The following is a 25,340-nucleotide window of genomic DNA, read 5'->3' on the forward strand; positions in this document are numbered from 1 at the left end:
TATCAGGCCCGCGACATCCGTCCGAACCCCTCGGACCGCAGGCGTACGTTCAAGCCGCGACAGCAGATCGTCGGCGCGGCGCGGGCAGCGGGCGTCGGTTCAGGCGGCTACTGCCGAGCGTCGGCGGGCCGTGGCGATGCGGCGACCGATGATCCCTTGCCGCGGCGCGAACAGGTACGCCAGCGTGAACGCGACGCCCTGAACCACGACCACCATGCCGCCGGGCGCGGTGTCCAGGTGGTAGCTGACGTACAGCCCGATCACCGAACAGAGCGCCGAGACAGCGGGGGCTATCACCAGCATGCGACCGAAGCGGTCGGTGAGCAGGTACGCGGTGGCTCCCGGAATGATCAACATCGCCACCACGAGGATGACGCCGACAGCCTGGAGTGCGAGGACCGCGGTCAGCGCGAGCAGCGCCAGGAGCGCGGTGCCGAGGAGGCGCGGGCGCAGGCCGATGGCGTGGGCGTGGGTGGTGTCGAAGGCGTAGAGGGTGAAGTCGCGTCGCTTCAGGACGAGGGCGGTGAGCACGATGACGCCGAGGATGGCGATCTGGACGAGCTCGTCGCGGCTCACGCCGAGCAGGTTGCCGAAGATGATGTGGTTCAGGTCGGTCTGGCTCGGCGTTACCGAGACCAGGACCAGCCCGAAGGCGAACATCGTGGTGAAGACGATGCCGATCGCCGCGTCTTCCTTCACCCGGCTGGTGTTGCGCACGACGCCGATGAGCGCGACGGCGAGGAAGCCGAAGACGACGGCTCCCACCGCGAACGGCGCGCCGACGATGTAGGCGAGGACGACACCGGGCAGCACGGCGTGCGACACCGCGTCGCCCATCAGGGACCACCCGATCAGCACCAGCCAGCACGACAACGTCGCGCACACCACGGCGGTGACCAGGGTGGTGGCCAGCGCCCGGACCATGAACTCGTAGCGCAGCGGATCGACGAAGAACTCCACGAGCGACATGTCAGCCCGCCTTCGGGAGTGAATCGCGTTCCAGCACATCGAGCCCGAAGGCCAGCGCCAGTTTCTCGGGCCGCAGCACCTCGCCGGTCTCGCCGTGCGCGAGCACTTTTCGCATGATCAGGACCGACTCGTCGGCCAGGTCGGGCAGCGCGTGCAGGTCGTGGGTGGAGATCAGGATGGTGGCGCCGTCGGCGGCGAGTTCGCGAAGCAGCGTGGTGATGGTGGCCTCGGAACGCTTGTCCACTCCGGCGAACGGCTCGTCGAGCAGCAGAATGGTTGCGCCCTGGGCGATTCCGCGCGCCACGAAGGCTCGTTTGCGCTGTCCGCCGGACAGTTGCCCGATCTGGCGGTCGGCGAGATCGGTCAGTTCCACGCGTTCCAGGGCGTGTGCCACGGCTTCCCGGTCCGCGCGCCGGGGGCGGCGGGTGAAACCCATGTGACCGTAGCGTCCGGTCATCACGACATCGCGCACCGACAGCGGGAAACTCCAGTCGACCGCCTCGCTCTGCGGCACATAGCCGAGCGATCCGGTGCGACGCGCGCCCGCGGGGTCGGTCCCGTTGATACGCACCGTGCCGCGATCGGGTCGCACCAGACCCATGATCGTCTTGAACAGCGTCGACTTGCCGGAGCCGTTCATGCCGACGAGTCCGCACACGCGCCCGGAACGCAAGGTCAGATCGACGCCGTCGAGCGCGAGTACTTCGCCGTAATGCACTGTGACGTCACGGATTTCGATGCTGGGTGTCATGGCCGAGCTCCCGTCAGCGCCGCGGTGATGGTCTTCACGTCGTGCCGGATCAGATCCAGGTACGTGGGCACCGGGCCATCGGCCTCGGAGAGCGAGTCGACGTAGAGCACGCCGCCGAAACGCGCGCCGCTCGCCTCGACCACACGCTGCATGGGAGCGTCGGACACCGTCGACTCGCAGAACACGGCGGGCACCCGGTTCGTGCGGACGAAATCGATCGCCGAGGTGATCTGCTGCGGCGTCGCCTGCTGTTCGGCGTTGACCGCCCAGATGTACTTCTCGGTGAGCCCGGCGTCGCGAGCCAGATAGGAGAACGCGCCCTCGCAGGTCACCAGTGCGCGCTCGTTGGGCGGCAGCGTGGCGAGGGTGGCCACCAGTTCGTCGTGGATCTTCTGCAGCTCGGCCTGGTAGGCGGCGCCGGCCGCGCGGAAGTCGGCGGCATGCTCGGGAGCGAGTTCGCTGAAGGCGCGAATCATGTTGTCCACGTAGATCTTCACGTTCAAGGGAGACATCCACGCGTGCGGGTTCGGCTTGCCCTGATACGCGTCCTCGGTGATCGACATCGGCGTCACGCCGTCGCTGACGACCACGTGCTTCACGTCCACATCCTCGACGAACTGCACGAACCACGCCTCGAGGTTCATGCCGTTGTCGAGGATGAGATCGGCGGTCGAGGCCCGGCGAACATCACCGGGGGTCGGCTCGTAGCCGTGAATCTCCGCGCCCGCCTTGGTAATCGATTCGACGGTGAGATGCTCACCCGCTACTTGGCGCGCGATATCGGCGAGCACGGTGAATGTGGTCAGCACCACCGGTTTCTCGTTCCGGTTCGCGGACTCGCCACAGGCGGCAAGCGTCGCGGTGAGCGTGATCGCGCCGAGTAGAGCGGCGAACACGCGAGCGGTCGTGCGGAACAACGGGTGGAGCCAGGCCTTCACAAGCCGAATGATAAGTTTCGGGTTACCTAAATTTCAAGTTCGAACTTGCCGAACGATGCTCACGTCACATCGCGTCCGGTGCATATTCCCAGCTCATAAGGGTCTTTCTCGCTGAGGGCCGCAAAGCACGGAGACCGTGCCAGATTCACTGGCACGGTCTCCGTTCGGTCTTCTCGAATCGGGCTGTCGCCCCGCGGACTACCGCGCGTCGGCCAGCTCGGGCACATCCTCGGCGCTGTCCTGCGCACCCAGACGCGGGTACGTCGGATATTCGATGCCGGAGATGTACTGCACCGTTCGCACGACCTGGCACGAGTAGCCGAATTCGTTGTCGTACCAGAGGTACAGGATCACGGTGTCGCCATCGACGATGGTGGCATTGGCGTCGACGATCGACGCCGCCCGGGATCCGATGAAATCGCTCGAGACCACATCGGTGGCCGCGGTGTAATCGAGGTTGCGGCTCAACGGCCCGGACAGCGACACCTGGCGCAGGTATTCGAGCACTTCGCCGCTCGTGGTCTCGCGCTCGAGCTGCAGGTTCAGGATCGCGACCGAGACGTCCGGCGTGGGGACGCGGATCGAGTTGCCGGTGATCTTGGCCTTGAAGTCCGGCATCGCCTTGGCGACCGCGGACGCCGCGCCGGTCTCGGTGAGCACGAGGTTGAACGGCGCGGAGCGACCACGACGGTCGGCCTTGTGGAAGTTGTCCAGCAGGTTCTGGTCGTTGGTGAACGAATGCACCGTCTCCACGTGACCGCGGACGATGCCGTACTCGTCGTCCATCGCCTTGAGCGGCGGAACGATCGCGTTGGTCGTGCACGACGCGCACGAGACGATCCGCTCCGACAGGTCCAGCCCGCGGTGGTTGACGCCGTGCACGATGTTCGGAACGTCGCCCTTGCCCGGCGCGGTCAGAACGACCTTCGCGATGCCCGGACGCAGGTGCTGCGACAGGCCTTGACGGTCACGCCACTTGCCGGTGTTGTCGATCAGGATCGCTTCGTCGATTCCGTAAGCGGTGTAGTCGATCGCCGTCGGGTCATCGCTGTAGATGAACTTGATGACGTTGCCGTTCGCGATGATCGTGTCGTTGTCGGCGTCGACCTTGATCGTTCCGTTGAAACTGCCGTGCACCGAATCCCGCCGCAGCAGGGAAGCGCGCTTGGCCAGGTCGCCCTCGCCGCCCTTGCGCACCACGACGGCACGCAGATTCAGCCCGTTGCCGGACCCGGTCTTCTCGATGAGCAGGCGAGCGACCAGCCTGCCGATACGGCCGAAGCCGTACAGGACCACGTCGCGCGGGCCCTGCGGTTCGGCCTTGTTGCCGTCGGTGACGTCGGCCAGCACCGCGGCCGTGAACTCGGGAATCGATAGTCCGCGTTCGTCGGTGCGATAGGCCATGACCAGGCGACCGAGATCGATCTTGCACGGCCCCAGATCCAGCAGGCTGAGCGCTTCCAGGAACGGCAGCGTCTCGTCGATCGACAGCTCCTCGCCCTCGATCTGCCGCGCGAAGCGGTGCGTGCGCAGGATGCTGATCACCGATTTGTTCACCAGCGACCGGCTGTGCAGGAGGATGGTCACCCCCTTTTCGCGATACAACCGTCCAATGATCGGAATCATCGCCTCCGCCGAAGCCTCGTGAGCGTTCCAGCGGTCAAGATGGTCTGTAGTCAACGCGCGTCCTCGGGGTTCCCTCGATCTGTACGACGATTGATGCTAGCCAGCCCCGTGCTATCACAAGGCCCCGCTACCACCCTGTGAGGAGCCGCGGGTGCTGCGGAACATAATCGGCGCCCACGGCGCGGCAGGGCGGAACAAGGCCCGAGGCGGACCCGCTGAGCGGCCGGGGGCGCCGAAACCCGTTGCGACTCCAGGACACAGCGCGGCCGCAGGACTTGGTCTCGAGGCGAAGCCCGAACCTCTGCGTCGAATCGGAGAGCCCGGGTGGGAGCATCGGTCGAAGTGGCGCTGCGTGGGGTGAGCCGAGCGCGGGCGTCCGGCGCGAAATGACTTTGTCTGGGCAAGTGGGTGGGTGCCGCGGCGAAGTGGCTTTGGCTGGAGCCGGCCAAGGTTGGCCTGGAGGCAAAGCGGCTCCGATGGGTGAGCCTGAGGTAGGGATCGAAGGCTGGCTTTGGATGTATGAGTCGAGGTGGGAGCTCAGGCCGAAGCGGCGCTGCGTGGGTCAACCGAAGCGGGCGTCCATTGGGGAAGCGGCATTCGGCAGTAAGCAGAGATGGGTCGTCGGCCGGAGGCGGTTCGGGCGGTGAGCCGCGGGTGGGTCTGGGCTGAGCGGCTTTGCGGGGGGGTGAGCCGAGGAACAGGCGCTGGGATAGAGCGGCCTCGGATAGGCAAGCCCCGAACTGCGGGTCCGGGGGCGAAGCCCGCCGGGTGGGGTGGGTGAGCGGGGCGGTGCCAAGCGGCTTTGCGTCGGCAAGCCGAGGGGCAGGCGCGGGGTCGAAGCGGCTTCGGGTGGGTGAGCGCCTGAAGTAGGGATCGGAAGGCTGGCTTTGCGTGGCGGAGCCGAGAACACGCGCTGGGGGCAGAGCGGCCTCGGTAGGCAAGTCCCGAGCTGGCGGTCCGGGGCAAAGCCCGCCGAGTGGATGGGTGAGCCGGGGAGACTCGGTCTAAGCGGCTTTGCGTCGGCAAGCCGAGGGGCAGGCGCGGGGTCGGAGCGGCTTCGGATAGGCGAGCGCTGAGCTGGAGTCCTGGAGTCCGAGGCGAAGCGGCTTCGAATACGTGAGCACCCGAGGCGGCGGACCGGCTTTCGGTAGGCGAGCCACGGTAAGCGATGGGAGCCGAAGCGGCTTCGAGTAGGTGAGCCCCGCAGTGTGGGTCCGGAGCCGGAGCGGCTTCGGGTAGGTGAGCCCCAAACTTGGGGGTCCGGGGGCAAAGCCCGCCGGGCGGGGCGTGGGGGCTGCGCCCCCACAAAACACGACGGAGCGAACCCAGCGCACGCCCTCCGTGAGCAGAGTTCACCCATTCGCGGAGTGGGCGCAGAGGGGATCGAACCCCCGACCGCTGGTGTGTAAAACCAGTGCTCTACCGCTGAGCTATACGCCCGTCTCCGTCGGCGGGGCCGACGGGCAACGGTCTATGAATCTAGCGCGGCGAGCGCTTTCTCCCAAGCCGCCTGGTCACGGGGCTCTCCGGGGCCGTTCATCTCGGAGAACCGGATGTAGCCGTCGCGGTCGACGACGAAGGTGCCGCGGTTGGGGTAGCCGGACTTCTCGTTGAAGACGCCGTACGCCTGGGCGATGGCGCCGTGCGGCCAGAAGTCGGAGAGCAGGGGGAAGGTGTAGCCCTGTTCGGCGGCCCAGATCTTGTGGGTGGGCGGCGGGCCGACGGAGATGGCGAGGATCTCGGCGTTGTCGTTCTGGAACTTGGGCAGCTCGTCGCGCACCTTGCACAGCTCGCCCTGGCAGATGCCGGTGAACGCCAGCGGATAGAACACGATCAGCACGTTCTTCTTGCCGCGATAGTCCGACAGCGTGACGTGCTGGTTGTTCTGATCCCGCAGCGTGAAATCCGGCGCGAGGGTGCCCACCTCGAGCGGCATACGCGAGTCCTCCATCGGTTCGGGTCTCTGCCGGGCGGCGACAACACCGCCCGGCGAAACCATAGCGAAAGGGTCAGCGCTGCTTCGACGGCGCCTTGGGCTGGACGAGGCGACTGCCGGTCCAACCGCCCAGGCTGATCGCCGAGGTCTGCGTCAGACCCGCGGTGGGTGCGGCTTCCGCGATCTCGCTCGGGTCGACGTGCCCAGGCTGACCGGTCTTGGGGGTGAGGACCCAGATGAAACCATCGTCGGCGAGCGGGCTGATGATCTCCATCAGCTCGTCGGCGAGATCGCCGTCGCCCTCGCGCCACCACAGCAGCACGGCGTCGACCACCTCGTCGGAGTCCTCGTCGACCATCTCCCCACCGCTGGCGTCCTCGACATCAGCCCTCAGGTCGTCGTCGGTATCCTCGTCCCAGCCCAGCTCCTGGACCACCATGCCGTGTGTAATGCCAAGCTTCTGAGCGTAGTTCTGCGCGTCCGCCGCGGCGACCACGGTGGTGTCCTCCTCAACTCCCGACAATAGATAGTTGCAAGCGAACATGGTTATCGGCTCGAGCGCAAGCCGATCGGCCGAAAATGATCACCGAATGTCGCGTCGGCCGCCGTGTCGTCAGCGTTTCGGGCACGCGTCGCGGACCGCGTTGCGCGCGTCGTTCACCCGTTTGCTCGCCTCGTTGAGCGGGCCGACCGGCGCGGTGTAGGTCATCGTGCGGGTCTCCGCGGCCAACGCGCGTGCGGCGACGACGTATTCGTTCAATTTCGCGACGAGGTCGTCGGGCAGCGCGCCCGCCGCGGCGTTCACTCCGGTCTCGACCTTCGTCGCCGCGTCCTCGAGGGTTTGCGCGGCCAGATCGCGCTTGGCGGCGTAGTCGGGAGCGTTGGAATCGTGCGCGTCGACGAAGGCGTTGTAGGTCGTCACTCCGACGCCGGTCGTGGTGGGGAACTGCGCGCAGTTGTCGTTGATCGCCTGCGCTTGCGCCGCGGCCCGCCGCGAGGAGGTGGCCGCGGCCGACGAAGCCGCCGCTTCGGTCTTGTACGCGGCCAGCTCCGAAGTGTTCGGATGAGCGGTGCCCGCCACCCGTTCGGCACAGCCGGCGACCGTCAATCCGGCCGCGACCGCGGCGGTCGCGCACACCAGTCCGAACCCGCGTGGGTTCAGCAGCTTCATCGTCCTCCCCGCTCTTGTTTCGTCCATCGGCGGTAATAGAAAACAGGTGGTCAGGCCAGCTGGGCGACACCACGTACCCGGCGCTCAGCGGGGCAACTCGGGAGTAACCCATTTCCTGCAAACGGTACTGGATTTCCTGCTGACATGATGACCTGGGACGCATCCTCGGCAAGGATGGAGGGTGCGCCCGAACCTTACGTAACGGGTGGTCCGCCCACCAGCGCGCCCGCCCGGGGAAACAGACGCCATCAGCTTGTCCACCCCTGTACGAGGAGCAGATTTGACCGACCTGATCGACTCTTCCGTTCCAGCGAAATCCGCTGGAACCAATGCCGCCCCCGCCCCCGTCGCAGGCCGCGAAGCAAATGGTTCGCAGCCGCAGTCGGGTGGTCGTGTGCGGGTGATCCGCGAAGGGGTGGCGTCCTACCTGCCGGACATCGACCCGGAGGAGACGAGCGAATGGCTCGAGTCCTTCGACGAAATGCTCGACCGCGAGGGCCCCGGCCGGGCCCGCTACCTCATGCTGCGCCTGCTCGAGCGGGCCGGTGAGCGCCGGGTCGCGATCCCCTCGCTGACTTCGACCGACTACGTCAACACCATTCCCACCGAGAACGAGCCGTGGTTCCCCGGCGACGAGGAGGTGGAGCGGCGCTACCGGGCCTGGATCCGCTGGAACGCGGCCATCATGGTGCACCGCGCGCAGCGACCCGGCATCGGCGTCGGTGGCCACATCTCGACCTACGCGTCCTCGGCCGCGCTGTACGAGGTCGGCTTCAACCACTTCTTCCGCGGCAAGAACCATTCCGGCGGCGGCGACCAGATCTTCATCCAGGGTCACGCCTCGCCCGGCATCTACGCGCGCGCCTTCCTGGAAGGCAGGCTCAGCACCGACCAGCTCGACGGTTTCCGTCAGGAGTACAGCCACGGCGGCCTCGGCCACGGCCTGCCCTCCTACCCGCACCCCCGGCTGCTGAACAACTTCTGGGAGTTCCCGACGGTGTCCATGGGCCTCGGCCCGATGAACGCCATCTACCAGGCGCGGTTCAACCACTACCTGCACGATCGCGGTATCAAGGACACCTCCGACCAGCACGTCTGGGCGTTCCTCGGCGACGGCGAGATGGACGAGCCGGAGTCGCGCGGCCTCGCGCACGTGGCGGCCATGGAGGGCCTGGACAACCTGACCTTCGTGGTGAACTGCAACCTGCAGCGCCTGGACGGTCCGGTGCGCGGCAACGGCAAGATCATCCAGGAACTGGAGTCGTTCTTCCGCGGCGCGGGCTGGAACGTCATCAAGGTGATCTGGGGCCGCGAGTGGGACGCGCTGCTCGGCGCCGACCGCGACGGCGCGCTGGTGAACCTGATGAACACCACGCCCGACGGTGACTTCCAGACTTACAAGGCCAACGACGGCGCCTACGTCCGCGACCACTTCTTCGGCCGCGACCCGCGCACCAAGGCGCTCGTGCAGAACATGTCCGACCAGGACATCTGGAACCTCAAACGCGGCGGCCACGACTACCGCAAGGTGTACGCCGCCTACGCCGCCGCGATGGCGCACAAGGGTCAGCCGACGGTGATCCTGGCGAAGACCATCAAGGGCTACACCCTCGGCAAGCACTTCGAGGGCCGCAACGCCACGCACCAGATGAAGAAGCTGACGTTGCAGGATCTCAAGGACTTCCGCGATCTGCAGCGGATCCCGATCTCCGACGCCGAGTTGGAGAAGGATCCGTACCTGCCGCCGTACTACCACCCCGGTATGGAGGCGCGCGAGATCCAGTACATGCTGGATCGGCGCCAGGCGCTCGGCGGTTTCCTGCCCGAGCGGCGCAGTCTGGCAAAGCCGCTGCAACTGCCGGGTGACGAGGCATACCGCTCGGTCCGCAAGGGCTCCGGCAAGCAGAACGTGGCCACCACGATGGCGCTGGTTCGCTTGATGAAGGAACTGTTGCGCGACAAGGAGATCGGCAAGCGGATCGTGCCGATCATCCCCGACGAGGCCCGCACCTTCGGTATGGACTCGTGGTTCCCTTCGTTGAAGATCTACAACCGCAACGGTCAGCTGTACACATCGGTCGACGCGGAATTGATGCTTGCCTACAAAGAGAGCGCGGTCGGGCAGATCCTGCACGAGGGCATCAACGAGGCCGGTTCGACGGCGTCGTTCACCGCGGCGGGCACGTCGTACGCGACGCACGGCGAGCCGATGATCCCGCTGTACATCTTCTACTCGATGTTCGGCTTCCAGCGCACCGGTGACGGATTGTGGGCCGCCGCCGACCAATTGGCGCGCGGTTTCGTCCTCGGAGCTACCGCCGGGCGTACCACGCTGACCGGTGAGGGCCTGCAGCACAACGACGGCCACTCGTTGCTGCTCGCCTCCACCAATCCCGCTGTGGTGACCTACGATCCGGCCTTCGCCTTCGAGATCGCGCACATCGTGCGCGACGGTCTGCGCCGGATGTACGGCGGTGGCGCCACGCCGCCGCATCAGGCCGCGCTGCCGGGCACCGAGCCCATGGAGCGGCCGGACACCGACACCTTCGGCGGCGAGGACATCTTCTACTACATCACCCTCTACAACGAGCCGTACCAGCAGCCCGCCGAGCCGGAGAACCTGGACGTCGCCGGTCTGCTGAAGGGCATCTACCTGTACCGGCGCGGCGGCGAGGGCGACGTGCGCGCCCAGATCCTGGTCTCCGGGGTCACGGTGCCCGACGGTCTCCGGGCGCAGGCGCTGCTCGCCGAGGAGTGGGGTGTGCAGGCCGATGTCTGGTCGGTGACGTCGTGGGGCGAGCTGCGCAAGGAGGCGCTGGCCAAGGAGATCGCGGCGCTGCGCAAGCCTGGCGAGGATCCCGGCGTCCCGTACGTCACCGAGGCGTTGTCGCGGGTCGAGGGCCCGTACGTCGCCGCGACCGACTGGATGCGCGCGGTGCCCGATCAGGTGCGCAAGTGGGTGCCCGGCGATTTCACCACGCTCGGCACGGACGGTTTCGGCTTCTCCGACACCCGGCCCGCGGCGCGGCGCGTCTTCAACGTGGACGCGCAGTCGATCGCGGTCGCGGCGCTGGAAGGTCTGGCGCGGACGGGCAAGATCGACGAGTCGAAGGCGGTGGAAGCGGCCGCGAAGTACCGCATCGACGATGTGGACGCCGCGCCGAAGGCGGCGGTGAGTTCGGACGAAGATCTCGCATAGCGGAATATTGGATGGTGGAACGTAAACCGCCGCGGCCCCGTCGGATCACCGAAGGCTCCTCCGAGCACGAGGTGTATCTGCCGACCGGTGCGCTCTCCCCGAACCGGCAGAACCGCGATCCGCTCCCGGACACGCTGCTCAAACGGGTGAAGCAGTTCTCGGGTCGGCTCTCCACCGAGGCGGTGGGGTCGATGCAGGATCGCTTGCCGTTCTTCGCCGATCTGGACGCCGCGCAGCGCGCGGGCGTCCAGATGCTGGTGCAAACCGCGGTGGTGAACTTCCTGGAGTGGCTGCAGGATCCGGACAGCGACATCCGGTTCAGCCTGGACGCCTTCCAAGTCATTCCGCAGGATCTGGCGCGGCGGCTGACGCTGCGCCAGACCGTCGACATGGTCCGCGTGGCCATGGAGTTCTTCGAACAGTGGCTGCCCGCGCTCGCGCGCAACGACCGGCAGCTGGTGGCGCTCACCGAGGCGGTGCTGCGATACGGGCGCGAGCTCGGTTTCGCGGCCGCCTCGGTGTACGCCAGCGCCGCGGAATCGCGCGGCGCGTGGGACACCCGCCTCGAGGCGCTCGTGGTGGACGCGGTGGTGCGCGGTGACACCGGCCCGGACATGCTCTCCAGGGCGGCGACACTGAACTGGGACGCCACCGCGCCCGCCACCGTCCTCGTCGGCACGCCGCCGGGGGAGCAGGGCGTCTCGTCCGTCGGTTCGGTGCACGCCATCGCGGCCCGGCACGGGCGCGCGGCGCTCGCGGTCGTGCAGGGCACCCGGTTGGTCATGGTGGTGAGCGGACATCTCGGCGACGCCGGATACGTCTCGCCGTTCCTCGCCGACCTGCTCGCCGAGGTGTTCTCGGACGGTCCGGTGGTCATCGGGCCGACCACCCGAACCCTCGGTGCGGCGCACGCGAGCGCCGTGGAGGCGTTGGCGGGTATGGAGGCCGTGGTGGGCTGGCGCGGGGCGCCGCGGCCGGTGCACGCGGCGGAGCTGTTGCCCGAACGCGCTTTGTTGGGCGATCGAGGTGCGATCGACGCGCTGAACGAGTATCTTGTCCTCCCGTTGGCCGCCGCTGGATCGGCGCTCGCGGACACCCTCGATGCCTATCTGGATTGCGGGGGAGCCGTAGAGACGTGCGCCCGTCAGCTGTACGTCCATCCAAATACCGTTCGCTATCGACTCAAACGGATCGCCGAGATAACCGGCCGGGATCCGATGAATCCGCGGGACGCCTACGTACTCCGGATCGCAGCAACGGTTGGTCGTTTGACACGAACGCGTAACGAATCGTCGACTCCAAGCCCAGAGGTAACTCCGATCCCGATCGGTCACGAGGGCCTGTAACGCCGAAGGGGAGTCGGTCGATCGGGACGACCCACGTGGGATTTTGTGGGACCCCCACAAAACCCATCGGCAAGCTTCATTCGCGCCGACATCTCGTGCGGCCGGGCTCACAGTGTTTTCTTAGAGGCGTGATCGCGTTGTTCGCCCCTGGACAGGGGTCCCAGACACCCGGCATGCTCGCGCCTTGGCTCGACCTTCCCGGCGCGAATGATCGCCTCGCCATGTGGTCCAAGGCCGCCGGCCTCGACCTGGTCCGTCTCGGCACCACCGCGACGGCCGAGGAGATCGTCGACACCGCCGTGACTCAGCCGCTTGTCGTCGCCGCCGCGCTGCTGGCGTACGCCGAGATCGATCGAGATTCGCTTCCGGCCGCTACGATCGTCGCGGGACATTCGGTCGGCGAGTTCGCCGCCGCTGCCGTCGCCGGCGTGATCAGCTCCGACGAGGCGGTCACCCTGGCCGCCATCCGCGGTGCGGAGATGGCCAAGGCGTGCGCGCTGGAGCCGACCGGAATGTCCGCGGTACTCGGCGGCGACGAAGCCGCCGTCCTCGAACGACTCGCGGAACTGGACCTCGTTCCGGCCAACCGGAACGCGGTCGGCCAGATCGTGGCCGCGGGCAAGCTGGACGCCCTCGCGGAACTCGCCGCGAATCCGCCGGAAAAGGCGCGGGTTCGGGCGCTGTCCGTGGCGGGCGCCTTCCACACCGCGTTCATGGCTCCGGCCCAGGACGCGGTGGCGGAGGCCATCGCCAAGATCACGCCCAACGACCCGACCCGGGTGCTGCTGTCGAACTTCGACGGGCAGCCGGTCGCCTCGGGCAAGGACGCGATCGAAAAGCTCGCCGCACAGGTCACCCGACCCGTGCGCTGGGATCTGTGCACCGAGACCGTCCGACAGGCCGGCGTCTCGGCGGTGGCGGAGCTGCCACCGGCCGGAACACTGGTCGGCATCGCGAAACGAGAGCTGAAGGGCACGCCGAACCTGGCGCTGAAAACCCCCGAGGACCTCCCCGCGTTGGCCGAACTGTCGACCTCCGGCTAGCTTTCCTGCGCGACCGCGCATCGAAAAAATGCGAGGTCGTGACCGAACCGACGGTAACCCCCGGCGGCCTCGGCCCGAAAAACACAGAAGAAGCCCTACAAAGTAACAAGAAGGGAGCCACCAAGTGGCCGCTCTGACCCAGGAACAAATCGTCGAGGAACTCGGCAAGATCATCGAAGAGGTCACGGGCATCGAGCCCTCCGAGGTGACGATCGAGAAGTCCTTCGTCGATGACCTGGACATCGACTCGCTGTCCATGGTCGAAATCGCTGTGCAGACCGAGGACAAGTACGGTGTGAAGATCCCGGACGAGGATCTGGCCAGCTTGAAGACGGTCGGCGACGCTGTCGCCTACATCCAGAAGCTCGAGGCCGAGAACGCTGACGCGGCCGCGGAGCTCAAGGCCAAGTTCGACGCCGAGTAGGGCCGAAAAGTGACCACTCCTTCCACCTTGAACGGGAATTTCCCCAACGTCGTCGTAACGAGCCTGGCGGCGACCACGTCGATCGCGGGCGACGTCGATGCGACGTGGAAGGGACTCCTCAACGGCGAGAGCGGCATCGACGTTCTCGAGGATTCCTTCGTCGAGGAATACGACCTGCCGGTCCGCATCGGCGGCCACCTGAAGGTCAACCCAGACACCCTGCTGAGCAGGGTCGAGATCCGTCGCATGGCCTATGTCGAGCGACTCGCGACCGTCCTCGGACGCGAGGTGTGGAAGAACGCCGGCAGCCCGGAGGTCGACCCCGACCGTCTGGGTGTGGCGATCGGCACCGGTCTCGGCGGCGGCGACGCGCTGATCGACTCGGTCGACAAGCTGAAGAACGGCGGCTACCGCAAGATCTCGCCGCTCGCTGTTCAGATGGTCATGCCGAACGGTCCGTCGGCCTGTGTCGGACTCGAGCTGAAGGCCCGGGCAGGAGTGGTCACTCCGGTCTCGGCGTGCTCGTCCGGATCGGAAGCCATCGCCAACGCGTGGCGGATGATCGTGATGGGTGACGCCGACATGGTCGTCACCGGCGGCGTCGAGGGCTTCATCGACTCGGTGCCGATCGCGGCGTTCTCCATGATGCGGGCGATGAGCACGCGCAACGACGACCCCAAGGGTGCGTCGCGTCCGTTCGACAAGGACCGCGACGGCTTCGTCTTCGGCGAGGCCGGTGCGCTGATGACCATCGAGACCGAGGAGCACGCCAAGGCGCGCGGTGCCACCATCCACGCCCGTCTGCTCGGCGCAGGCATCACTTCGGACGGCTTCCACCTGGTCGCCCCGGATCCCGAAGGCACCGGCGCCGCCCGCGCGATGACCCGCGCGATGCAGACCGCGGGCCTGTCCAAGCAGGACATCACGCACATCAACGCGCATGCCACCGCGACGCCGATCGGCGACACCGCGGAGGCGAACGCGATCCACAAGGCCGTCGGCAACCACCCCTCGGTGTACGCGCCCAAGTCGGCGCTCGGCCACTCGATCGGCGCCGTCGGCGCGCTCGAGTCCGTGCTGACCGTGCTCAGCATCCGGGACGGCATCGTCCCGCCGACGCTGAATCTCGAGAACCAGGACCCGGAGATCGACCTCGACGTGGTGAAGGGCGAAGCCCGCCGCCAGGAGATCGAGTACGCGATCAACAACTCCTTCGGTTTCGGTGGGCACAATGTCGCGCTCGCCTTCGGTCGCGCATAGCCGCACGACTGACTGCAACAACGATCCCCGGTGGGGTCGGGCAACAGAACTGGCCCGACCCCACCGGTGGTTCGACATACGCAGCCGCTGTTGCGGCACTCTCTTGATTGAGGAGAAAACGCGATGACAATCGTGGCTCCCGCGTTTCAACCAGAAACTGCGACCGATCCGCGTGACCCGCTGGGCCGGCTCCAGCGTTTCTTCGATCCCGGCACGGTTCTCCCGCTACACCCGCGCGACAAGTCCGGCGTCCTCGCCGCGATCGGCGAGGTGGACGGCGTACGCACCGTGGCCTACTGCTCCGACGCGACCGTCATGGGTGGCGCGATGGGCGTCGAGGGCTGCAAGCACATCGTCGACGCGATCGACACCGCCATCGAGTCCGGCGTTCCCGTCGTAGGCCTCTGGCACTCCGGTGGCGCCCGGCTCGCCGAGGGCGTCGAGGCACTGCACGCGGTCGGCCTGGTCTTCGAGGCCATGGTTCGCGCGTCCGGTCTCGTTCCGCAGATTTCCGTGGTGCTCGGCTTCGCCGCCGGTGGCGCCGCCTACGGTCCCGCCCTCACCGACATCGTGATCATGGCCCCCGAGGGCCGGGTCTTCGTCACCGGCCCCGACGTGGTGCGCAGCGTGACCGGCGAGCAGGTCGACATGGCGACCCTCGGCGGTCCGGAGACGCACGGCAAGAAGTCCGGCGTGTGCCACATCGTCGCCGACGACGAGGCCGACGCGATGCACCGCGCCCGTCGCCTGGTGTCGATGTTCGCCGAGCAGGGCGAGTTCGACCTGAACGCCGCCGCGCACGGCGACATCGACCTGAAGGCGATGCTGCCGGAGTCGGCCAAGCGCGCCTACGACGTCAAGCCGCTCGTGCACGAGCTGCTCGACAACGTCGACGGCGAGTCCACGTTCGAGGAACTGCAGGCCGGATACGCCCGCAGCATGGTCGTCGGCCTCGGCCGTCTCGGCGGCCGCACCGTCGGCGTGCTCGCCAACAACCCGCTGCGCCTGGGCGGCTGCCTGAACTCCGAGAGCGCCGAGAAGGCGGCTCGGTTCGTGCGGCTGTGCGACGCGTTCGGCATTCCGCTGATCGTGGTCACCGACGTGCCCGGCTACCTGCCCGGTGTCGGCCAGGAGTGGGAGGGCGTGGTGCGCCGCGGCGCGAAGCTGCTGCACGCCTTCGCCGAGGCCCGCGTCCCGCGCGTCACCCTGGTGACCCGCAAGATCTACGGCGGCGCCTACATCGCCATGAACGCCCGCTCGCTGGGCGCGACCGCGGTGTACGCGTGGCCGGGGTCCGAGGTCGCCGTCATGGGCGCCAAGGCCGCGGTCGGCATCCTGCACAAGAAGGCACTGGCCGCCGCTCCCGAGGAGGAGCGCGAGGCGCTGCACGAGCGGCTCACCGCCGAGCACGAGAAGATCGCGGGCGGCGTCGAGCGCGCCATCGCGATCGGGGTGGTGGACGAGGTCATCGACCCGGCCAAGACCCGCAGTGTCATCGCCGCCGCGCTGGCCGCCGCGCCCGCGCGCAAGAGTCACCACAAGAACATCCCGCTGTGATGTGAGGACTCCGCTTGGGCCCCGGGAAACCTCCCGGGGCCCAAGCTTTTTCGCTCGAAGGAGGCCGTCGTGCCGGAATGCTACGAGGTCGGCAAGGTGCACAGCTGCGAGTTCTGCGGCACCGAGGAACAGACGATCGGTTCCCGCGCCGCCCTCGCGGACGCGCAGTCGCTGGCCGAACAGGACGCGCATCGGCCGCTGGAGTGGCATCGCGTGCTGGAGACGGAGCCGTGGCCGTTGCGTGCCGATCCCGAGGACGGGCACTTCGAGTACGTCATTCACCGGCGCGCGGACGCCTGAACCCGCATTCGCTGCGGCCATGCGCGGTCCGACGACGGACTGCGTCCGACAGCGCCTATCAGTGGGGCTGAGTAGCATCGAGGGGTGCGTTACGAGGATCTTGCCGACGAGCCGTGTTCGATCACGCGGCCGCTGGTGGTTCTCGGTGACCGGTGGACGCTGGTCATCCTCAAATACGCGTTCTCCGGGATTCGCCGGTTCAACGCCTTCCAGAGCGCGCTCGGCATTTCCCGCAGCAGGTTGCAGGATCGGCTGGACCGGCTGATCGAGCACGGCATTCTGGTGAAGCGACCGGCAGCGGTCGGCGCGCACGAGGAGTATCGGCTCACCCAGAAGGGTCACGACATCTACCCGATCCTGATGGCGATCCGGGATTGGGGCGACACGTACATGGCGCCGGACGGCCCGCCGGTGCACTACCGGCACGGTAACTGCACCGGTGAGGCCCATGTGCGGCTCGAATGCGACGTCTGCGGAAGCGAAATCACCGCCCGCGACGTCAGCCCCGAGCCGGGGCCGGGGCTGACCGGGGAGGATCGCCGGGTCGGTTGACCCGCTCTCGCCGGAAGCGGTGGTTCGATCAGTCGGTGAACCAGGTCGCGACCTGATCGGTTTCCTCGCGGCGGGTGCGGAAGCCGTTCACGGGGTGGTCGCTGTCGGGATAGCCGAACGAGATGGCGGCTACTATTCTCCGGCTCTCGGAGAGCTCGAAATACTCACGGAGAAAAGGGGAGTACGACGCGAGCGCCGCCTGTGGTGCGGCGCCGAGGCCGAGGCTCTGGGCCGCGAGCAGGAAAGTGCCGATATAGAGGCCGCAGTCGACGGCGCCGTAGACGCCGAGATCGGCCTCGGTGCTGATGATCGCGACATGCGGGGCGTCGAAGAGTTCGAAGTTCCGCATCGCCTGTCGCATCGTGCCCGCTTGATCGCCCTTGACGATTCCGACGCTCTCGTACAGTTGCAGGCCGCATTCGCGCCGACGGTCGCGGTAGACGCCGGTGTAATGCGCGGGGAACGCGAAATCCGGTGCGGGTGCTGAACTTTGGACGTGTTCCAGCAGTTCTTTGCGGAACCGGTCGGTGGCGGCGCCTTCGGTGACCGCGACCTGCCACGGTTGGGTGTTGCACCAGGATGGGGTGCGCTGGGCCGCCCGCAGCAGGGCCTCGATCGTCGGGCGCGGTACTCGGTCGGGGCGGAACTGTCGGCAGGTCCATCGCTCGTCGAGGATTCGGGTCAAGGTCGCGAACGCGTCGGTGGGCGCAGTGGTCGGGCTCATGAACCCGCCTCCTTCGATTGGTTCTATTTCGAGACTGAATGCTAGCCGGTATGGTCTCATTTCGGAACTGCCCCGGTTCTGGGCATCAGCACTCCCGCGGCCCTTCCACGAGGCACAATCCCACCCATGGGTTCGCACACCCGCGCCGCGCGGGAGCGCAAACGGCATGGGCGGCACTACACCCCGCCCATGCTGGCGCGTTTCCTCGCTCGGCGGCTGCTCGCACATATGCCGCGTCCCAGCCTCGATAGCGAACTACGTGTCCTGGATCCGGCGTGTGGTGACGGGGAGCTCCTGCTCGCCTTGCATCGGGAAGCCGCGGCCTGCCTGCCCGGCGTCCGGCTCCGGCTCACCGGCTACGACCTGGACGAAGCCGGACTCGCCGTGGCGCGGACTCGGGCGATGGTGGAGGGCGTCCGGGTCGACTGGCGTGCGGGCGACTTCCTCTCCGACGCCGGGGACCTGGACGACGGCTCGTTCGACGCGATCATCACCAACCCGCCCTACGTGCGCACCCAGCAGCTCGGCGGCGCCACCGCTCAGTTGCTGAGCAGGCAGTACGGGCTGCGCGGTCGCATCGACCTCACCCACCCTTTCGTCGCCGTCGCGTCACGGCTGCTCACCCCGGGTGGCGCGTTGGGACTGTTGTGCGCCAACCGTTTTCTGACGACGAAGGCGGGCGCCAACATTCGCGCCATCCTGCTCGGCGAACTGTCCCCGGTCGAGCTCTACGACCTCGGGGACACCAAGCTTTTCGCGGCCGCCGTGCTGCCCGCCGTCACCATCGCCACCCGTGGGCGTAGCGGCGCGGTGTGTCGTCACGTCTCGGCCTACGAGGTGCCGTTCGATGAACTGCTCTGCCACACAGATCTTTTCGAAGCGCTGATCGCGGAGTCCGGCTCCCTGGTCCGGCACAACGGGCGGACCTTCGCGGTAGAGGTCGGCACCCTGGCGACGGGCGCGTCGGCAGGCGTCGCCGCACACGGCCGAAGCGGGAACACACAGACCGCGTGGCGGATGTCGCTGCCGAGCGTGGACTCCTGGCTCGCCCGCGTCGGCGCGGGCACCTGGCGGAGCTTCGGTGAGGTGGCCCGCATCCGGGTCGGCATCAAGACGACCGCGGACCGGGTGTTCATCTCCGATCGCTGGGCCAAGGTACGCCCGCGGCCGGAGGACGAGTTGCTCTTGGAGCTGATCACCCACCACGATCTGGCGCCGTGGCGGATCGAGCGGGCCGCCGACACCCGCGTGCTCTATCCCTACGACACCGCCGCCCCGCGTCGCGTCCCGGTGGACCTGCGCGAATTCCCTGGTGCGGCAGCGTATCTGCGGAGTCACGAGCCGACACTGGCCGCGCGCAAATACCTCACCGAGAGCGGCCGGGAGTGGTTCGAGATCTGGGTGCCGCAGCGGCCCAACCTGTGGCGGGTGCCGAAACTGGTGTTCCCCGATATCAGCGAACGGCCGCGTTTCGCGCTGGACCGGTCCGGGGCGGTGGTGAACGGTGACTGCTACTGGATCTCGCTCGAGGATCTCGGCGCCGCCGAGCGGGCCGAGCGGCTGGCGTATCTCCTGATGGGCGTGGCGAATTCGGCGCTCGGTCTGCGCTACTACGACGCCGTGTGCGGTAACCGCCTGTACTCGGGCAGGCGGCGGTGGATCACGCAGTACGTGTCCCGGCTGCCGCTGCCCGATCCGGATCTGGCGGCGTCCCGGGAGATCGCGGCGCTGGTCGCCGAGCTCGTCGACGGTGACCGCGCACCCGACGACGCCGCGCGACACCGGCTCGACGAACTGGTGAACGCGGCGTTCGGGTTGGACTCAGGCGGACGCGCGGACGCCGACCATCGGCAGCAGGGTGCGCCGGGCGAACGCGCGACCGGCCTCCGCGTCGCCGAGCGGGATGAGGCCGTCGGGGGTGAGCGCCAGCGAGAGCGCCAGTCGGGCCATGATCTCGGCGACCAGGTCGGCGTCGAAGTCGGCGTCCCCGGCGCGTAGTTCACGCAGCTTCTCCGCCAGGTAGCCGCGACCGACGGCCAGGATCGGGCCGCCCTCGGTGGTGAGTCGCGGCAGGATCAGGTCCGGTTCGGTGCGCAGTAGCCTGCGCAGCAGTTCGTTGCCCGCGATCGCCGTGATGAACGCGACGAAGATCTCCACCAGCTGGTTCTCGGTGCCCTCGACGGTGCGTACCCGCTTGTCGATCTCGGCGACGAAACGCTGCGCCTCCCGCACGCTCACTGCTTCGACCAGGTCGTTCTTCGATTCGTACCGCCGGTAGAGTGTCGCCGGGCTGATGCCCGCCCGGCGCGCGATCTCGCCCATGCTGGTGCGCTTGATCCCGAAGTCCAGGAACGCCGAGAGAGCGCTCTCCAGAAGTTTCTCGCCGTCGCTGACGGGCTTGTCGAGGATGCGCTGGAGCATGGACGGAACGGTGGGCATCGATTCTCCAGTCGTTCGCGCGGAAACCGGTGCGCTACGGCGCCGCGACGGTGCGGGTGATGGACGTTCATTATTTCACCAGCGCGCGAAGCGGGGGTTGGAGATGGTCTCGGCCTACCGGTCGATCTGGTCACCCGGTACGCCGGGTCCTGTCACGAACGCGTGCTCGACTTGGCCTTGCGTCGAAACCGCGAGCTCACTGCCGGGGCAGATCCAAATCCGCCATTTCCTTCTCGATCGCGTTCGCGGCGAAATCCACTCCGCGGGAACGCAATTCGTGGACGCGGCGATGAAGCGCCTCGATCCCGCCCGGCTGCGCCGCGATGTCGGCCACGCTGATCCGCCCCTTCGGCCGGTGCATACTCGAGTCCCGGTACGACACCGTGATACCTCCTGCCTGTCACGCATCACGCTCGCCGTGCCGACGGTCTCGTCGAGCCGCCGGACGCCGAGCATGCAGGCAAAATGTTATCAGCCGTTATTGCTGGACACTTGAACAGTGTGCGATGTATCACAGCACTTTCGCGCTGCGGTGATTGGCCATGTTGTGTAGATAGACCGCACCGTTGAGCCGGATTCCGTCCTGCTCCGCCTCGCTCAACTCGCGGCGCACCTTGCCGGGCACACCGGCCACGAGCGAGCCGGGCGGGATCTGCGCGCCCTCGGGAATCAGCGCGTTGGCGGCGATCAGGCTGCCCGCGCCGATCACCGCGCCGTTCAGCACCGTGGCGCCCATGCCGACGAGCACGTCGTCGCCGACGGTGCATCCGTGCAGAATCGCGTTGTGTCCCACCGACACTCCGCTGCCGACGGTCAGCGGGAATCCGGGGTCGGCGTGCAGCACACAGCCGTCCTGGATGTTGGTGCGCGCACCGACGGTGATCTGTTCCAGGTCGCCGCGCAGCACCGCGCTGTACCACACGCTCACCTCGGCGCCGAGCCGCACGCGCCCGATCACCGTGGCGTTGGGGGCGAGCCAGGCGCTCTCATCGATCTCCGGCGCGAAACCGCCGACCTCAATCCTCATGCTGGCAACGTAGCCGCGCGGCGCCCGCCGTCGCGCACGGGGGCGTCGGCCGCGGCGCGGAAGAGGGCGCGGTGCGCGGCGGGACTGGTGCCGAGCAGGCGGCGGAAATGGTGGCGCAGGCTCACCGCCGTCCCGAAGCCGGTCTCGGCGGCGATGCGGTCCACGGTGTCGTCGGTGGATTCGAGGAGCAGCCGGGCGCGGTCGGCGCGCTGGTGCAGCAACCACTGCTGCGGACTGCTTCCGGTCCGTTCGCGGAAGCGCCGGGTGAAAGTCCGCCGCGCCATCACCGCGACCGCGGCCCACGCGTCCAGATCGATCGGGTCGCCGAGATGTGTTCGCGCCCAGACCATGGCGCGCTCGATGGGGTCGTTCTCGGCTTGGTCGGGCACGGCCACCGGGATGTACTGCGCTTGCGATCCGCTGCGGTGCGGCGCGGTGACCAGCGCCCTGGCCAGCTCGGTGGCGGCGCGGCTGCCGTGATCCTCCCGGACCAGGTGCAGGCAGCAGTCCAATGCCGCGGCGACGCCCGCGGAGGTGATGACATCGCCCAGATCGGACCACAGCGTGTCGGCGCGTACCCGCACCGCCGGATAGGCGCGTGCCAGGTCGGCGGCCGTCGCCCAGTGCGTGGTGATCTCCCGGCCGTCGACGAGACCGCTCGCGGCGATCGCCCAGGCGCCGAGGCACAGGCCGACGATGCGTGCGCCGCGCGCGTGCGCCTCCTGTAGCGCGTCCCGCAGTTCGTCGGAGATTCCCGCGCCGCGCGTCCAACTGGGCACGACGACGGTGTCGGCGCGCTCGAAGGCGGCGAGGTCGTCGGCTACGTGGATGTCGAAACCGCCTGGGGTGCACAGGATTCCAGGCTGTTCGGCGCAGACCCGCACCGTGTACGGCGCCCGTCCGTCCGTGCCGACCCGGCCGAAGACCAGTCCGGGTACGGAGAGGTGGAACGGGCTGATCCCGTCGTAAGCGAGCACGGTCACCGAATGCATGGCCCGATATTAGCGATACGCGGCTCACGGGCCACTATCCGCGTGATCGCGCGGCGGCGACGATCGACGTCATGACCGAAACGATCGAACGCACCGCCCTGGAAGTCCTGCACATCGGCGGGCCCACCGTCCGCTTCCGCTACGGCGGCAGCACCTGGCTGACCGACCCCACTTTCGACGAACCCGGCGACTATCCGGGCCCGATCACCCTGCACAAGCTGACCGGCCCCGCCGTGCCGGTCGAGGAGATCGGCGCGGTCGACGTGGTGCTGTTGTCGCACGATCAGCACGCCGACAACTTGGACACCAAGGGCCGCGCACTGCTCGCCACCGTCGACACGGTGTTCTCGACGACCGAGGCCGCCGAGCGGTTGAGCGGCGTTCGGGGACTGTCCGCATGGGAGCGCGCCCGGGTCGGCGCGGTCACCGTCACCGCGGTGCCCGCGCTGCACGGGCCGGAGGGGTGCGAGCCGTTCAGCGGAACGGTCACGGGGTTTGTCCTGGAGGCCGCGGGGGAGCCAACGGTCTACGTGTCCGGTGACAACGCCTCGGTGGAGCTGGTCCGTGAGATCGCCGAGCGGTTCGAGCGGATCGACATCGCGTTGCTCAACGTCGGGGCCGGGAACGTGGGACGGTTCGGGGACGTCGACGTGACGTTGAACGCCAGAACCGCGGTGCGGGTCGCCGAGTCGCTCGGAGCGGCGATCATCGTGCCGGTGCACGCGGAAGGGTGGGCGCACTTCACCGAGACGCTGGATCACCTGGTTCGCGTTTTCGACTACGCGGGGCTCGGCGATCGGCTGCGTATCCCACCGGTGGGTGAGGTCGTCGCCGTCTGAAGTTCGGCCGAGGTGTGCGCGCCGTCGTGGCGAACCGTCGGCGGGTGGTCCACGATGGCGATATGAGGATCGGAGTGCCACGGGAGGTCAAAGAGCAGGAGTTCCGGGTCGCGCTGACCCCCGCGGGCGCCGGGGAGCTGGTTCGGCAGGGGCACCAGGTGCTGGTCGAATCGGGTGCGGGCGTCGGGTCGGGATTCGCTGATCGGCACTATGCCGACGCGGGAGTCACCCTGGTGGACGGCCCCGACGCGGTGTGGGCGGACGCCGAACTGGTGCTGAAGGTGAAAGAGCCGATCGCTCAGGAGTATCCGCGGATGCGCCGCGACCAAGTGCTGTTCACCTACCTGCATCTGGCCGCCTCGCGGGACTGCACCGAGGCCATCCTGCGCTCCGGCATCACCGCCCTCGCCTACGAGACGGTGCGCGCCGCCGACGGTTCGTTGCCGTTGCTCGCGCCGATGAGCGAGGTCGCGGGCAGGTTGGGTCCGCAGGTCGGCGCGTATCACCTGATGGCGCCGCTCGGCGGGTCCGGCGTGCTGCTCGGCGGAGTGCCCGGCGTGCGGCCCGCCGATGTGGTCGTGCTCGGCGGCGGCGTGGCGGGGACCAATGCCGCGACCATGGCCGCGGGGATGGGCGCGCGGGTCAGCGTGCTCGACACCAACCTGGTGAAGCTGCGCGAAATCGACGCGCGGTTCCAGGGGCGGATCACCACGGTGGCGTCGAATGCCGCCGAGGTCGAGCGCGCGGTGCTCGGCGCCGATCTGGTCATCGGGTCGGTGCTCGTGCCGGGTGCGCGGGCACCGAAGCTGGTCAGCGAGGAGATGGTGGCGGCGATGCGGCCCGGGTCGGTGCTGGTCGACATCGCCATCGACCAGGGCGGCTGTTTCGCGGGTTCGCGGCCGACCACGCACGCGGATCCGACTTTCCGCGTCGCGGACGCGCTGTACTACTGCGTCGCGAACATGCCGGGCGCGGTTCCGCATACCGCCACCGTCGCCCTGACCAACGCCACCCTCCCGTACGTGCGCGCCATCGCGGACCAGGGGTGGCGCGACGCGTGCACCACCCACCCGGACCTCGCCCACGGTCTCGCCGCCGACGCAGGACGCCTGCTTTCCGCCGAAGTCGCGGCGGCTCACGGCTATCCCGTCACGGAGACGGTCGGCCTCGCCGGTTGACCCCGCGCCCGCACAGGTGCGGCGTGGGGGAGCCGCTACGCCTGGTCCGGGCCGAGGAACCAATCGGGGGTCTCGGTTTCCGGGAGTTCGCGCAGTTTGTCCGGGTTGCGGACGATGTGCAGCGCGACGATGCGGCCGTCGTCGACGGTGAAGGAGAAGACGCCGGTATGGGCGCCGTCGAAGACGACGAGACCGGGCTGGCCGTTGACCAGCACCGAGCGGCCCCACGCGCCGCGCGCGGACGGCGCGTTGTACCAACCGAGCAGCAGCTTCGCCACCAGCTCGGCGCCCTGCACACCCTTGCGGATGGCGGGCACCTTGCCGCCGCCGTCGGCGGTCAGGCTGACGTTGGCGTCCAGCACGCCGAGCAGGGCGCCGAGATCCCCGGACCGCCACGCCACCGCGAACGCCGAGACCACTTTCTCCTGCTCGTCGGGCGAGGCGGGGAAGCGAGGCGTGCCGTCCTCGACACGTTTGCGGGCGCGCGAGGCGAGCTGGCGGACCGCGGCCGGGGTGCGCCCCACCACCTCGGCGACCTCCGGACCACTCATACCGAACACGTCTTGCAGCACGAACGCGGTGCGCTCGGCGGGGGAGAGGGATTCCAGCACGACGAGCAGCGCGGTGGTGACCCGCTCGTCCTGGGTGATCCGATCGGCCGGATCTTCCACGGTGGTGACCTCCGGCTCGGGCAGCCAGTCGCCGACGTACTGTTCGCGGCGGGCGCGGGCCGAGCCGAGCTGGTCGAGCGCCAACCGGCCCGTCACGGTGGTCAGCCAGGCGCGCAAGTTGTCGATCTCGGCCGCGGCGCCCGCCTCGTGCTGGCGTTGCAACCGCAGCCAGGCCTCCTGCACCACGTCGTCCGCGTCGGCGAGGCTGCCCAGCGTGCTGTAGGCGAGCCTGCGCAGATACGGCCGATGCTCCTCGAAGCGGCGCGCCAGCTCGGCGGTGTCGAGGGGCTCGGGCTTCTCGGATGTCACTGCAACCACCGTTCGGTCGGGCGGCCCCGTAGCGGGGTCGTAGCGGGCGTCGTCGATATGACGAGGCAGGACCACAGAGTGTGACATCC

Annotated in this window: 23 protein-coding genes, 1 tRNA gene and 1 pseudogene; 11 read left to right on the plus strand and 14 right to left on the minus strand. The window is 68.2% G+C overall.

Annotated features, from left to right (window positions below):
- Window positions 1-99 precede the first annotated feature (99 nt).
- The 8 genes from FB390_RS29300 to FB390_RS29335 form a co-directional block, all read right to left on the minus strand.
- On the minus strand, window positions 100-969 hold the full coding sequence (locus tag FB390_RS29300; RefSeq protein ID WP_141812458.1) for a metal ABC transporter permease: 870 nt from the start codon (window positions 967-969) through the stop codon (window positions 100-102).
- A gap of 1 nt (window position 970) precedes the next feature.
- Window positions 971-1,720 carry a metal ABC transporter ATP-binding protein gene (locus FB390_RS29305; RefSeq protein ID WP_141812459.1) on the minus strand — a complete coding sequence of 250 codons (750 nt, stop codon included), beginning with the start codon at window positions 1,718-1,720 and terminating at the stop codon, window positions 971-973.
- Entirely contained in the window at window positions 1,717-2,592 is an 876-nt protein-coding gene (locus FB390_RS29310; protein WP_246124585.1) for a metal ABC transporter substrate-binding protein, read from the minus strand. The genes FB390_RS29305 and FB390_RS29310 overlap by 4 nt, the downstream gene beginning before the upstream one ends.
- 264 nt (window positions 2,593-2,856) lie before the next feature.
- Complete coding sequence (locus tag FB390_RS29315) at window positions 2,857-4,338, minus strand: glyceraldehyde-3-phosphate dehydrogenase (RefSeq protein ID WP_141812460.1); 1,482 nt, start codon at window positions 4,336-4,338, stop codon at window positions 2,857-2,859.
- Window positions 4,339-5,652: 1,314 nt separating this feature from the next.
- Window positions 5,653-5,724: transfer RNA gene (locus tag FB390_RS29320), tRNA-Val, on the minus strand.
- Between the two features lie 31 nt (window positions 5,725-5,755).
- Window positions 5,756-6,220 (minus strand): peroxiredoxin, encoded by a 465-nt coding sequence (locus tag FB390_RS29325; protein ID WP_067786220.1) that lies wholly within the window; start codon window positions 6,218-6,220, stop codon window positions 5,756-5,758.
- Window positions 6,221-6,293: 73 nt separating this feature from the next.
- Window positions 6,294-6,716 (minus strand): DUF3052 domain-containing protein, encoded by a 423-nt coding sequence (locus FB390_RS29330; RefSeq protein ID WP_097246119.1) that lies wholly within the window; start codon window positions 6,714-6,716, stop codon window positions 6,294-6,296.
- A 117-nt stretch (window positions 6,717-6,833) separates the two neighbouring features.
- Window positions 6,834-7,391 (minus strand): hypothetical protein, encoded by a 558-nt coding sequence (locus tag FB390_RS29335; RefSeq protein ID WP_141812461.1) that lies wholly within the window; start codon window positions 7,389-7,391, stop codon window positions 6,834-6,836.
- A 394-nt stretch (window positions 7,392-7,785) separates the two neighbouring features.
- Here FB390_RS29335 and aceE point away from each other — a divergent pair, with 394 nt between their 5' ends.
- The 8 genes from aceE to FB390_RS29375 all read left to right on the plus strand — a co-directional run bounded on the left by aceE (window position 7,786) and on the right by FB390_RS29375 (window position 17,072).
- On the plus strand, window positions 7,786-10,590 hold the full coding sequence (gene aceE, locus FB390_RS29340; RefSeq protein ID WP_221639461.1) for a pyruvate dehydrogenase (acetyl-transferring), homodimeric type: 2,805 nt from the start codon (window positions 7,786-7,788) through the stop codon (window positions 10,588-10,590).
- Between the two features lie 11 nt (window positions 10,591-10,601).
- The gene (locus tag FB390_RS29345) at window positions 10,602-11,936 is read left to right on the plus strand and encodes a PucR family transcriptional regulator (protein ID WP_246124449.1); all 1,335 of its coding nucleotides are present in this window, start codon (window positions 10,602-10,604) and stop codon (window positions 11,934-11,936) included.
- Window positions 11,937-12,064: 128 nt separating this feature from the next.
- A complete protein-coding gene (locus FB390_RS29350; protein WP_141812462.1) occupies window positions 12,065-12,979 on the plus strand; it encodes an ACP S-malonyltransferase in 915 nt (304 codons plus the stop codon).
- Between the two features lie 124 nt (window positions 12,980-13,103).
- Window positions 13,104-13,403: a meromycolate extension acyl carrier protein AcpM gene (acpM, locus tag FB390_RS29355; protein WP_014982996.1), complete on the plus strand. Its 300-nt coding sequence runs from the start codon at window positions 13,104-13,106 to the stop codon at window positions 13,401-13,403.
- 9 nt (window positions 13,404-13,412) lie between these two features.
- A complete protein-coding gene (locus FB390_RS29360; RefSeq protein ID WP_141812463.1) occupies window positions 13,413-14,663 on the plus strand; it encodes a KasA/KasB family beta-ketoacyl-ACP synthase in 1,251 nt (416 codons plus the stop codon).
- Window positions 14,664-14,786: 123 nt separating this feature from the next.
- Window positions 14,787-16,220 (plus strand): acyl-CoA carboxylase subunit beta, encoded by a 1,434-nt coding sequence (locus FB390_RS29365; RefSeq protein ID WP_141812464.1) that lies wholly within the window; start codon window positions 14,787-14,789, stop codon window positions 16,218-16,220.
- A 69-nt stretch (window positions 16,221-16,289) separates the two neighbouring features.
- Window positions 16,290-16,520, plus strand: a complete 231-nt coding sequence (locus FB390_RS29370) for a hypothetical protein (RefSeq protein ID WP_141812465.1) — start codon at window positions 16,290-16,292, stop codon at window positions 16,518-16,520.
- 84 nt (window positions 16,521-16,604) lie between these two features.
- Window positions 16,605-17,072, plus strand: a complete 468-nt coding sequence (locus FB390_RS29375; protein ID WP_141812466.1) for a winged helix-turn-helix transcriptional regulator — start codon at window positions 16,605-16,607, stop codon at window positions 17,070-17,072.
- Between the two features lie 28 nt (window positions 17,073-17,100).
- On the opposite strand, the gene FB390_RS29380 is transcribed toward FB390_RS29375, so the two are convergent.
- Window positions 17,101-17,796, minus strand: coding sequence for a nitroreductase (locus tag FB390_RS29380; RefSeq protein ID WP_141812467.1), 696 nt, complete (start codon window positions 17,794-17,796; stop codon window positions 17,101-17,103).
- Window positions 17,797-17,922: 126 nt separating this feature from the next.
- Between FB390_RS29380 and FB390_RS34970 the strand changes: the two genes are divergently transcribed.
- A complete protein-coding gene (locus FB390_RS34970) occupies window positions 17,923-19,794 on the plus strand; it encodes an Eco57I restriction-modification methylase domain-containing protein (RefSeq protein WP_141812468.1) in 1,872 nt (623 codons plus the stop codon).
- Here the strand turns inward: FB390_RS34970 and FB390_RS29390 are convergent.
- From FB390_RS29390 to FB390_RS29405, 4 genes and pseudogenes are all read right to left on the minus strand, one after another.
- Window positions 19,768-20,235: pseudogene (locus FB390_RS29390) on the minus strand (TetR/AcrR family transcriptional regulator); the annotation flags it as partial. The gene FB390_RS34970 and the pseudogene FB390_RS29390 overlap by 27 nt on opposite strands.
- Window positions 20,236-20,431: 196 nt before the next feature.
- Window positions 20,432-20,569: a hypothetical protein gene (locus tag FB390_RS29395; protein WP_245910181.1), complete on the minus strand. Its 138-nt coding sequence runs from the start codon at window positions 20,567-20,569 to the stop codon at window positions 20,432-20,434.
- Between the two features lie 177 nt (window positions 20,570-20,746).
- A complete protein-coding gene (locus FB390_RS29400) occupies window positions 20,747-21,262 on the minus strand; it encodes a gamma carbonic anhydrase family protein (protein WP_141812470.1) in 516 nt (171 codons plus the stop codon).
- The gene (locus tag FB390_RS29405) at window positions 21,259-22,254 is read right to left on the minus strand and encodes a GlxA family transcriptional regulator (protein WP_141812471.1); all 996 of its coding nucleotides are present in this window, start codon (window positions 22,252-22,254) and stop codon (window positions 21,259-21,261) included. The genes FB390_RS29400 and FB390_RS29405 overlap by 4 nt, the downstream gene beginning before the upstream one ends.
- Before the next feature lie 71 nt (window positions 22,255-22,325).
- Here FB390_RS29405 and FB390_RS29410 point away from each other — a divergent pair, with 71 nt between their 5' ends.
- Together FB390_RS29410 and ald are read left to right on the plus strand one after the other, a co-directional pair.
- Window positions 22,326-23,093 carry an MBL fold metallo-hydrolase gene (locus tag FB390_RS29410; RefSeq protein WP_141812472.1) on the plus strand — a complete coding sequence of 256 codons (768 nt, stop codon included), beginning with the start codon at window positions 22,326-22,328 and terminating at the stop codon, window positions 23,091-23,093.
- Window positions 23,094-23,155: 62 nt separating this feature from the next.
- Window positions 23,156-24,271: an alanine dehydrogenase gene (gene ald, locus FB390_RS29415; RefSeq protein ID WP_141812473.1), complete on the plus strand. Its 1,116-nt coding sequence runs from the start codon at window positions 23,156-23,158 to the stop codon at window positions 24,269-24,271.
- 35 nt (window positions 24,272-24,306) lie between these two features.
- Here ald and sigJ read toward each other — a convergent pair whose 3' ends face one another.
- Window positions 24,307-25,251: an RNA polymerase sigma factor SigJ gene (gene sigJ / locus FB390_RS29420; RefSeq protein WP_246124450.1), complete on the minus strand. Its 945-nt coding sequence runs from the start codon at window positions 25,249-25,251 to the stop codon at window positions 24,307-24,309.
- Window positions 25,252-25,340: the final 89 nt, after the last annotated feature.

Source organism: Nocardia bhagyanarayanae, assembly GCF_006716565.1.
Lineage (GTDB): Bacteria > Actinomycetota > Actinomycetes > Mycobacteriales > Mycobacteriaceae > Nocardia > Nocardia bhagyanarayanae.

Bases quoted from the DNA above. Each gene is read 5' to 3' on its own strand.
- FB390_RS29300 (WP_141812458.1), bottom strand. From the start codon at position 969: ATGTCGCTCGTGGAGTTCTTCGTCGATCCGCTGCGCTACGAGTTCATG.
- FB390_RS29305 (WP_141812459.1), bottom strand. From the start codon at position 1,720: ATGACACCCAGCATCGAAATCCGTGACGTCACAGTGCATTACGGCGAA.
- FB390_RS29325 (WP_067786220.1), bottom strand. From the start codon at position 6,220: ATGCCGCTCGAGGTGGGCACCCTCGCGCCGGATTTCACGCTGCGGGAT.
- FB390_RS29335 (WP_141812461.1), bottom strand. From the start codon at position 7,391: ATGAAGCTGCTGAACCCACGCGGGTTCGGACTGGTGTGCGCGACCGCC.
- FB390_RS29345 (WP_246124449.1), top strand. From the start codon at position 10,602: ATGGTGGAACGTAAACCGCCGCGGCCCCGTCGGATCACCGAAGGCTCC.
- FB390_RS29365 (WP_141812464.1), top strand. From the start codon at position 14,787: ATGACAATCGTGGCTCCCGCGTTTCAACCAGAAACTGCGACCGATCCG.
- FB390_RS29380 (WP_141812467.1), bottom strand. From the start codon at position 17,796: ATGAGCCCGACCACTGCGCCCACCGACGCGTTCGCGACCTTGACCCGA.
- FB390_RS34970 (WP_141812468.1), top strand. From the start codon at position 17,923: ATGGGTTCGCACACCCGCGCCGCGCGGGAGCGCAAACGGCATGGGCGG.
- FB390_RS29400 (WP_141812470.1), bottom strand. From the start codon at position 21,262: ATGAGGATTGAGGTCGGCGGTTTCGCGCCGGAGATCGATGAGAGCGCC.
- FB390_RS29405 (WP_141812471.1), bottom strand. From the start codon at position 22,254: ATGCATTCGGTGACCGTGCTCGCTTACGACGGGATCAGCCCGTTCCAC.
- FB390_RS29410 (WP_141812472.1), top strand. From the start codon at position 22,326: ATGACCGAAACGATCGAACGCACCGCCCTGGAAGTCCTGCACATCGGC.
- ald (WP_141812473.1), top strand. From the start codon at position 23,156: ATGAGGATCGGAGTGCCACGGGAGGTCAAAGAGCAGGAGTTCCGGGTC.